The organism is Rhizobacter sp. P2_H3 (assembly GCF_056403355.1).
Genome location: NZ_JBFUFQ010000224.1, coordinates 1 through 9,474, shown reverse-complemented (window position 1 = coordinate 9,474; position 9,474 = coordinate 1). Strand labels below are relative to the sequence as shown.

At 67.9% G+C, this 9,474-nt stretch carries 8 protein-coding genes and 1 pseudogene; 2 read left to right on the top strand and 7 right to left on the bottom strand.

All coding sequences use genetic code 11. The features are described from left to right. From AC1D1T_RS26540 to aptA, 4 genes and pseudogenes are all read right to left on the bottom strand, one after another. Nucleotides 1–506 (bottom strand): annotated as a pseudogene (locus tag AC1D1T_RS26540) (glutamine synthetase); the annotation flags it as partial. Between the two features lie 80 nt (nucleotides 507–586). Next, the gene (locus AC1D1T_RS26535; protein ID WP_477827506.1) at nucleotides 587–1,375 is read right to left on the bottom strand and encodes a gamma-glutamyl-gamma-aminobutyrate hydrolase family protein; all 789 of its coding nucleotides are present in this window, start codon (nucleotides 1,373–1,375) and stop codon (nucleotides 587–589) included. Between the two features lie 133 nt (nucleotides 1,376–1,508). Continuing rightward, complete coding sequence (locus AC1D1T_RS26530; protein WP_477827505.1) at nucleotides 1,509–2,837, bottom strand: NAD(P)/FAD-dependent oxidoreductase; 1,329 nt, start codon at nucleotides 2,835–2,837, stop codon at nucleotides 1,509–1,511. 54 nt (nucleotides 2,838–2,891) lie between these two features. Further along, nucleotides 2,892–4,196 (bottom strand): omega-aminotransferase AptA, encoded by a 1,305-nt coding sequence (gene aptA / locus AC1D1T_RS26525; RefSeq protein WP_047512603.1) that lies wholly within the window; start codon nucleotides 4,194–4,196, stop codon nucleotides 2,892–2,894. Between the two features lie 128 nt (nucleotides 4,197–4,324). On the opposite strand from aptA, the gene AC1D1T_RS26520 reads away from it, so the two are divergent. Beyond that, complete coding sequence (locus tag AC1D1T_RS26520; RefSeq protein WP_047512606.1) at nucleotides 4,325–4,804, top strand: Lrp/AsnC family transcriptional regulator; 480 nt, start codon at nucleotides 4,325–4,327, stop codon at nucleotides 4,802–4,804. 7 nt (nucleotides 4,805–4,811) lie between these two features. Here the strand turns inward: AC1D1T_RS26520 and speB are convergent, their stop codons facing one another. Genes speB through AC1D1T_RS26505 form a run of 3 tightly spaced genes read right to left on the bottom strand, consistent with a single transcriptional unit; the run spans nucleotide 4,812 to nucleotide 8,655 of the window. Continuing rightward, nucleotides 4,812–5,756 (bottom strand): agmatinase, encoded by a 945-nt coding sequence (gene speB / locus AC1D1T_RS26515; RefSeq protein ID WP_477827539.1) that lies wholly within the window; start codon nucleotides 5,754–5,756, stop codon nucleotides 4,812–4,814. Between the two features lie 17 nt (nucleotides 5,757–5,773). Further along, nucleotides 5,774–6,229 carry a hypothetical protein gene (locus AC1D1T_RS26510; RefSeq protein WP_465113586.1) on the bottom strand — a complete coding sequence of 152 codons (456 nt, stop codon included), beginning with the start codon at nucleotides 6,227–6,229 and terminating at the stop codon, nucleotides 5,774–5,776. Beyond that, entirely contained in the window at nucleotides 6,229–8,655 is a 2,427-nt protein-coding gene (locus tag AC1D1T_RS26505) for a bifunctional metallophosphatase/5'-nucleotidase (protein WP_477841095.1), read from the bottom strand. Before AC1D1T_RS26505 ends, AC1D1T_RS26510 begins: the two co-directional genes overlap by 1 nt. Nucleotides 8,656–8,991: 336 nt before the next feature. On the opposite strand from AC1D1T_RS26505, the gene AC1D1T_RS26500 reads away from it, so the two are divergent. Next, on the top strand, nucleotides 8,992–9,474 hold a 483-nt coding region (locus AC1D1T_RS26500; protein WP_477992805.1), incomplete at its 3' end, for a beta/alpha barrel domain-containing protein.

Genomic DNA, 9,474 nt, shown 5'->3' with positions numbered 1-9,474 from the left:
CGGCCGCTGCGGCCCTTAGGCGGGCGCAGCGGCTGGTTCGGGTCGGTGCTGCGCTCGATCAGGTAGAACTCCAGCTCGGGCGCGACCACCGGGTCCCAGCCCTCGGCGGCGTACAGGTCGCAGATGTTGCGCAGCACCGAGCGCGGCGCGTACGGAATCATCTTGCCGTCGCGGTCGAAGCAGTCGTGGATGACCTGTGCGGTCGGGTCGACCGCCCACGGCACGATGCGCACCGTGCTCGGGTCCGGCCGCAGGTGCATGTCGCGGTCGGTCGCGTGGATCACGTCGTAGTACGGGCCTTCCTCGGGGAATTCACCGGTGACGCCGATCGCGACGATCGCCTCCGGCAGCCGCATGCCGCGGTCCTCGGTGAATTTCTCGCGCGGCAGGATCTTGCCGCGGGCCACGCCGGTGAGGTCGGGCACCAGGCACTCGATCTCGGTCACGCGGCGGTCGTTGAGCCACTGCTCGAGGTCGCTGAAGTTGAAGTTGTTCTTGTCCACCATGGGATCACCTGTTTGTTTCGTTGGCCGCAAGCCAGGATGACCTGCGGTTGGGTCGAGCGTCAGGGCAGGGTGGAACGCACCTAACGGTCCGGGTCGCGGTGCGGCTCCCGGTGGCGGTCGCGGAACGACTGGCAGGCGGCGCCGAAGGCCTTGAACAGGCGCAGCGAGATCGGGTTCTGCGCGGCCTGCCATTCAGGGTGCCATTGCACGCAGAGGTTGAAGGACTTGGCCTCGGCCATCGAGAAGGCCTCGACCAGGCCGTCGGGCGCGCGGGCCTCGACGCGCAGGCCCGGCGCGAGCTTGTTGACGCCCTGGCCGTGCACCGAGTTCACCTGGAAGGCGGGCTTCTCGATGATGCCGGCGAGCGTGCCGCCGGGCACCACGGTGACCTCGTGCGCGAAGTCGTAGACGACCTCGGGCGGCGCGTCTTTCAAATGCGGCGCGCCGCGGTGGTCGCGCTGGCCCGGCACCTCCTGCACGGCCTGGTGCAGCGAGCCGCCGAGCGCGACGTTGGCCTCCTGGAAGCCGCGGCAGATCGCGAACAGCGGGATGCCGCGCTCGAGCGCACGCGGGATCATCGGCAGCGTCCAGTCGTCGCGGTCGCGGTCGAGCGGCAGCGTGGCGTCGCGCACCTCTTCGCCGAAGTGGCTCGGGTGCACGTTCGATGGCGATCCGGTGAGCAGCACGCCGTCGGCGACGTCGAGCAACTCGTCGATCTCGGCCGGGGTGGACGAGGGCACGACCAGCGGCAGGCAGCCTGCCAGGCGCACCGCGTCGATGTATTTCTTGCCGGCGATGTGGAAGGGGTGCTGCCCGACCATTCGGTTGCACGCGGGAATCAGGACGACCGGCTTGTTCAGTGTTTTCATTGGGCTTGCTGCGCGTCGCTTGTTGAGCGGCAACACACTGGGCTTACTGGCAACGCAAGACAGAACACAAGAGACAGCGCAAGAGGAGCAATGAGTGTGCCCGCGCCGAATGCAAAGTCAATCGGCAGCCACCTCACAGCATGTCCCTCAGGCGGTAGTACGCCATCCCCATCACGAGGGCCGGCGTGCGCAGCAGCGGGCCGCCGGGGAACGTGCGGTGGCGCAGCTTCGCGAAGGTGTCGAAGCGGGCCGCGTGGCCGTCGATCGCCTCGGCGACGAGCTTGCCGGCGAGGCCCGTCAACGCGAGCCCGTGGCCCGAGAAGCCTTGCAGGTAGTAGATGTTGTCGTGGTGCGGTTTCGAGGCCGCGGCTGCACCCTCGGTGGGCAGCCGCCCGAAATCGGGCGCGCGGTTCATGCTGATGTCGACGAAGCCGCCCCACGAGAACTCGACCGCGGTGTCCTTCAACTGCGGGAAGCTGCGCGCCATGCGGCGCTGCATGCTGGCCGCGAGGTTGAGCGGTGTGCTGGTGCTGTAGCTGACGCGCCCGCCGTACAGCATGCGGTGGTCGGGCGTCGGGCGGAAGTAGTCGAGCACGAAGTTGGTGTCGCACACCGCCGCGCGCGACGGGATCAGCGAGCGGGCGAGATCCGGATCGACGGGCTTCGAGGCCACGATGTAGGTGCCGACCGGCATGATGCGGCGTTCGAGCTGCGGCGCGAGGCCTTGCAGGTAGACGTTGCCGGCGAGCAGCACGTGCTTCGCGCGCACTTCGCCTTGCGGCGTGGTCAGCCGCACCGTGGGGCCGGGCGTGATCGACGTGACCGGCGACTGCTCGAACAGCTGCACGCCGACGCTCGCCGCGGCACGTGCCAGGCCCAGGCTGTACTTCAGCGGATGCAGGTGGCCGGAGCGCGCATCGTGAGCGCCGCTGTGGAAACGCGGGCTCGCGATCCACTGCGGCAGCTCGGCCGGCGTGATCCAGGTGGTGTCGTGGTCGTAGCGCTCGCGCATCAGCACGTGCCAGTCGTGCAGCTCGCGCGCCTTGCGCGAGTTGATGGCCAGGCTCAGGTAGCCGGATTGCCAGTCGCAGTCGATCGAGAAACGCTTGCAGCGCTGGTGGATGAGATCAAGCGCCTCGAGCGTCATCGCCCACACCTGGCGCGAGGCGTCGAGGCCGAGCTGGTCCTCGATCACCGTCTGCTCGCAGGCGAGGCCGGCGATGGCCTGGCCGCCGTTGCGGCCCGAGGCGCCCCAGCCGACCTCACGGGCTTCGAGCAGCGCGACGCGGTAGCCGCGGTCGGCCAGCTCGATCGCTGCCGAGAGCCCCGCGAGGCCGCCGCCGACGACGGCGACATCGCAGTCGAGCGACGACGACAGCATGGGAAAGCCCGCCGTCCGCTGCACGGTCGCGGCGTAGTACGAGTGGCGGGTGAGATCGCTGTCGGCGCTCAGGAAGCTCATACGGTAGGCGCTAGGCAATGCCCTTTGGTGTGCGGTTGAAAGGAGGGGGCATGTTCAGGCCGCGCGCTTGATCGCGTCGGACAAGGTGCCGATCAGCTGGTCGATGTGCTTGTTCTCGATGATCAGCGGCGGCGACAACGCGATCGTGTCACCGGTGGTGCGGATCAGCAGGCCCTTCTCCCAGCAGTCGAGGAAGACCGAGAACGCGCGCTTGCCGGGCTGGCCGTCGATCGGCGCGAGCTCGATGCCGCCGACCAGGCCCAGGTTGCGCACGTCGATCACGTTCGGCAGGTCTTTCAGCGAATGCACCGCGCGCTCGAAGGTGGGCGCCATGGCTTCACCGCGCGTCAGCAGGCCTTCGTCGGCGTAGGTGTCCAGCGTGCCGAGTGCCGCGGCGCAGGCCAGCGGGTGCGCCGAGTAGGTGTAGCCGTGGAAGAACTCGATGGCCTGCTCGGGGCCGTTCATGAAGGCATCGTGCACATGCTGCTTCGCGAACACCGCGCCCATCGGCACCGCGCCGTTGGTCAGGCCCTTGGCGACCGTCATCAGGTCGGGCGTGACGCCGAACTTGGTGGCCGCGAACGGCGCGCCCAGGCGGCCGAAGCCGGTGATGACCTCGTCGAAGATCAGCAGGATGCCGTGCTTGTCGCAGATGGCGCGCAGGCGTTCGAGGTAGCCCTGCGGCGGCACCAGCACGCCGGTGGAGCCGGCGACCGGCTCGACGATGACCGCGGCGATCGTCGATGCATCGTGCAGCGCGACCAGGCGCTCCAGGTCGTCGGCCAGCTCGGCACCGTGCAGCGGCTGGCCCTGCGTGAACGCGTTGCGCGGATCGTGCGTGTGGCGGATGTGGTCGACGCCCGGCAGCAGGCTGCCGAACATCTTGCGGTTGGCGACCAGCCCGCCGACCGAGATGCCGCCGAAATTGACGCCGTGGTAGCCGCGCTCGCGGCCGATCAGCCGGGTGCGCTGGCCTTCGCCGCGGGCGCGGTGGTAGCCGATCGCCATCTTCAGCGCGGTCTCGACCGATTCGGAACCGGAGTTGGTGAAGAAGACCTTGCTGAGGCCTTTCGGCGCCAGCTGCACGAGACGCTGCGCGAGCTCGAACGCCTTCGGGTGGCCCATCTGGAAGGGCGGCGCGAAATCCATCTCGGCGGCCTGCGCCTGGATCGCCTGGACGATCTTCGGGCGGGCATGGCCGGCGTTCACGCACCACAGGCCGGCGGCGCCGTCGAGCACCTGGCGGCCCTCGGGCGTCCAGTAGTGCATGCCTTCGGCCCTGGACAGCAGGCGCGGCGCCTGCTTGAACTGCCGGTTGGCGGTGAAGGGCATCCAGTGGGCGTCGAGGGTGTTGTCCATGACAGGTAGCGCTGTGATTTCCGTCACGCAGTCTAGCCGGGCTGCCGCGAAATTTGCTTGCGCAAAGCAGCTCGATTCCAGTGTGTGCCGCAATATCATGCGGAGAATCAATCAAGGATTCGCAGGATATGGCAAGCAGCAAGCCCAAGGTGCAACTCGATGCGATTGATCGCCACATCCTGCAGGTGTTGCAGGTCGAGGGCAAGCTGGCCAATGTCGAGCTGGCCGAACGGGTTCACCTGTCACCGTCGGCCTGCCTGCGGCGCGTCAAGGCGCTGGAAGACAACGGCGTGATCGCGCAGTACGTCGCGCTGATCGATTCGAAGGCGGTCGGGCAGCCGGGCACCAGCTTCACGATCGTCAACCTCGAGAAGCTGACACAGGCCGCGATGGCCGAGTTCGAGCAGGCGGTGCGCGACGTGCCAGAGATCCTCGACTGCTTCTACGTCGCCGGCACCAACGACTACCTGCTGCGTTTTACCTACTGCGATGCGGGCGACCTGGAGCGCTTCCACACCGAGGTGCTGGAGCGGCTGCCGGGGGTGGTGCGCTCGAACTCGATGCTGGTGCTGCGGACGGTCAAGAAGACGACGGCGCTGGCGGTTTGACGAACACTCAAGCCCGTTCAGGCTGAGGTATCGAAGCCCTGCTGAGGCGTCCGCACAGATACGTCCACACGAAACTGGCGGCCGCATAGCTCGTCAGCTCGGCGTGGTCGTACGGCGGCGAGACCTCCACGCAATCCATCCCGACGAAGGGGAGGTCGGCCAGTTCCTCCAGCACCGTCAGCACCTGCGTCGTCGTCAGGCCGCCCGGCTCGGGCGTACCGGTGCCGGGCGCGAAGGCCGGGTCGAGGCAGTCGATGTCCAGGCTCAGGTAGACGGGAGGGTTGTCGTGGCGCGAGAGCCGGCTGCGGATCGCTGACAGCACCGGCTGCATCTGCACCGCGCCGTCGAGACCGCGCAGCTCGCGTGCGGTGAAGATCTGCCCGCCCTGGTCGCGCACGTACTCGCGCGCCTCGCGCTGGCCGGCCGAGCGGATGCCCAGCTGCGTGAAGCATTCCTTGATCACCAGGCCTTCGTTGATCGCCTCGTAGACCCAGGTGCCGTGGCCGCTCGGCTCGCCGAAGTGATCCTCCCAGGTGTCGCAGTGCGCATCGAAATGGATCACCGCCAGCGGCTTGCCCAGCCACTCGACATAGCTGCGCAGCAAGGGCAGCGTGATCGAGTGGTCGCCGCCCAGCCAGGCCATGTGGTGCGCGCGGATCAGCGGCGCCACCTGCGGGCCCATCGCCGCGCGCATGCGCTCGAGGCTGGTGTTCGGCAGCAGCAGGTCGCCGGCATCGCCGAGCTGCCCGTCGGGCGTGGTGTCGAAGAACGGGTGGATGCCGTCGCACAGCATGTGGCTCGCCTCGCGGATCGCGCGCGGGCCGAAGCGGGCGCCAGGGCGGTTCGTCACCGAGCCGTCCCAGGCGATGCCGGCCACCGCGTAAGGCGTGTCGGCCGAAGCCGCGGGCGCCTTCAGGAAGGCGTTGTTCGACAGGAAGGCGAAGCTGCTCATCCTGCGATTCTGCGGTTTTATTTCTGCGGCTTCCTGTCCCGGCGCAGTGCCTCGATCTGCGCCAGCCTGCTGCGGCAGTCGCCCGCCACCGTCGGGCACAGATCCTGGTCGCTCAGCTTGAAGCGCTTGCGCAGCGGGTCCACGCGCGCCAGGTAGGCCTGCGCGCAGACATCCGAGTGCAAGGTGGCGATGCGCGCGGCCGACACGCAACCCACCAGCCCCAGGTAGGCCGTGCCGAGCTGCTCCACCGGCTTGCCCGCAGCGCTCTGCAGCCTGGCATCGACACACGCCGAGAACTCGTCGGTGTCGTGGTGCATCTCGTGCAGGCAGGCCTGGGAGGTCTGCTGCACGGCCTCGTTCAGCGCACGCTGTTGCGCCGCGTCGAGCGCCCAGGCCGGCAGCGCCTGCAGGCTGCACAGCAACCCGACGACCGTTCCGGCCGCCGCCCTGGCGAGGTTCCAGCGACGCCGCATCAGTTGAGGCGCGTGATGCGCGGCGTCGTGGGGGCGACCGGCGATTTCTCGCGGAAGTAGGCAATCATCGCGTCGAGGTCGATCACCTTGGAGTCCACCTTGTTGGTCCCCAGGGTGGCCAGCACGTTGAAGTTGTCGCCACCACTGCCCAGGCCCAGGAAGTTGTTGGTGCTGACCGTGTAGGTCTTGGCCAGGTCCAGCGCCACGCCGTTGACCTTGACCGACGACACCACCACCCGGTGGCCGGTGCCCGCGGCCGCGCAGTCGGTCGGGCTGGCGCCGGTGGTCCAGGCGTTCACGCTGTTGTCGTAGCTGTACGTCAGGCCGCTGGAGACCTGCAGCAGGCGCCCGTACTGCAGCGTGGCGGGGTTGAACTTGGCGGTGCAGTTCGGCGCTTCCCACTGCTGCTCGAGCAGGCGGATCACCTGCGCGCCGGTCACGCTGACCTTCACCACCGTGTTGGCAAACGGTGCGACGGTGTTCACCTGGGCGTAGGTCACGGGGCAGGGCGCGCTCACGCCGGCGCCGCAGGTCAGGTCGGCGCGCACGCCGCCCGGGTTGACCACCGCGAAGTCGGCGCCGTTGGGCGTGCCGTACAGGTAGGCATCGGCCATCACCGAACCCATCACCCCCTCGGCGGACTCGTCGCGGTTGGTGGTGCCGGTGAACAGCGCCCGCATCAGGTTGCCGCCGATCGTGCCGACCTGCTTCTGCGCCAGCGTGTTGGAGACGGCGACGTATTTGTCCACCAGCGCGGCGATGTCCGCATCCTTGGCGAAGGTGGCAAAGGCGGCAGGCACCGTCACGCTGGCATTGTTGTCGGCCTGGATGATGGGCACCGTGGCGGCGTCGATCGAGGTCACGCCGGTCTTGAGCTTGATGCCCAGGTTGATGTCGGTGACCGCGCCGCCGTAGAAGCCGGTCTGCGTGACCACATAGCTTTTGCCGCTGGCCTTGCCGGTGTAGTTGCAGACGTACTCCTGGTGGCTGTGGCCGCTGACGACCACGTCGATGTCGCTGCTGAGCTTGTCCAGGATGCCGCCCAGGTCGCCGAAGCTGACCGGGCAGCTGGTGTCGTTGACCGTCGTCGCGGTCGACACGCCGCCCTGGTGGATCAGCACCACCACGGCCTGAACGCCGGCCGCCTTCAGCGACTTCGCATGGCTGTTGATGGTGGCCGACTCTTCGAGGAAGCTCAGGCCGCTGATGCCGGTGCCGGCGACCAGCTCGGTGGTGCCCTTGAGCGTCAGGCCGATGAAGCCCACCGCCACCGGGCCGAAGCGCTTGATGGCGGTGGCCGGCAGCAGCGGCATGCTGCTCGCCTGGTCGACCACGTTGGCCGCCAGGTACTTGTACTTGGCGCCGCTGAAGCTGCCGCCGGTGGCGGACCAGGTGCCGGTGGCGGCGTCCATGAAGCAGGTGTCGGCCCCGACCGTGCCTTGCGCGCCGGAGACCGGGAAGCAGCCGCCGTTCTGCTTGCGCAGCAGTTCGGCCCGGCCGTAGTCGAACTCGTGGTTGCCGACCGAGGTGATCTCCAGCCCGATGCGGTTCAGCACATCCACCGAGGCTTCGTCGTGCGTCGCCGACGAGACGAAGGGCGAGGCGCCCGTCATGTCGCCTGCGCCCACCACGACGCTGTTGGGGCCCTTGGCGCGTAGCGCCTTGATGGCGGTGGCCACGTAGGCCGCGCCGCCCACGTTGACCTTGGTGCCCGCGGCATGGGCCGGGTCGGGCAGGGTCACCGTGCCGCCGTTGGTGGCGGCCGGCGCGGTGATGGCGCCGTGGAAGTCGTTCATCGCCACCAGCTTGATGCTGAAGGTCTTGGCGGCGAGTGCGTCGAGCAGCTGGTCGTGCTCGTTGCCGGGCGTGTTGCCTGAAGCGGCGACCAGCGCGCCGGCGAGGAAGTCGCTCACCGAGGCGGGAATGCTGACCCCGTTGGCCACCAGTTCGTCCTTCACCGCGGCCTGGGCGGCGGAGACCGCGGCGGTGCTGAGCTTGGCTCCTGCGGTGGCGTCGAAGCCCGCGAACCAGGCCACGGTGTCCGCCGAGAACTTGCCCACCAGGGCTTCCGTCAGCGGCGTGATGTTCGCCGTGGCGGTGCTGCCGCTGCCCGTGGCCAGCGAGTGCAGCTTGCCGAGCGTGCCCGCATCGGCCTCCAGCACGCAGGGCAGCTTGCCGTTGAAGGCGGCGGAATAGCCGCCGTCGGCGCGGGTGGTGGCAGTGCCCTGGCTGCCGTCGGCGCAGCGCACGGCGACCGTGGCATTCGCCAGCGCGCTACCGGTGGCCGCGGTGCCGGAAATGGTCAGCGAAGCGGCGGGCTCGCCCGGGGACGACGGCCCATCATCGCCACCACAGGCGCTCAGGCCTGCGCACACCGAGGCCAGCAGACACAGCCGCAGGCGGCTTGAGAAACGACGGTACGACACGGGCAGGCCCTCCTTGAAAGTTCGCGATCTTGGCTGCGCAGCATGGCGCGCAGGTGACAGGCACGCCTCGCAAGATGCGCGCCTCGCATTTCAGCTTTCCGCATCAAGAAAACATCGTTTCGTATTGTGGAAAAACAGTGATGCCTTGCTGCGCTCATTCTTCCAGATGGAAGAAGTCGATTTCACATCCAGAAATAGAAGGATCAAATCATTGATTTCATTGAAGATTATTTTTAGTCTTATATAAGACACAAGTCTTCCGGAAGAGACGGCCGGCTCCTATTCTTGAAGCCATCAAGTCCTCGTTTTTCCACACCGTCACTTCCGGAGACCGACATGAGCCAACCGACCCGTCAGCAACAGATCGCCGCCCTCGAAAAAGACTGGGCCGAGAACCCGCGCTGGAAGGGCATCAAGCGCGGCTACAGCGCGGCCGACGTCGTGCGGCTGCGCGGCTCGCTGCAGATCGAGCACACGCTGGCCAAGCGCGGTGCCGAGAAGCTGTGGAACCTGGTCCACACCGAGCCCTTCATCAATTCGCTCGGCGCGCTGACCGGCAACCAGGCGATGCAGCAGGTCAAGGCCGGGCTGAAGGCGGTCTACCTGAGCGGCTGGCAGGTGGCCGGCGACGCGAACCTGGCCGGCGAGATGTACCCCGACCAGTCGCTGTACCCGGCGAACTCGGTGCCGATGGTGGTGCGCCGCATCAACAACACCTTCCAGCGCGCCGACCAGATCCAGTGGTCCGAGGGCAAGGGCCCGGGCGATGCCGACTACCGCGATTACTTCGCACCGATCGTGGCCGACGCCGAAGCCGGC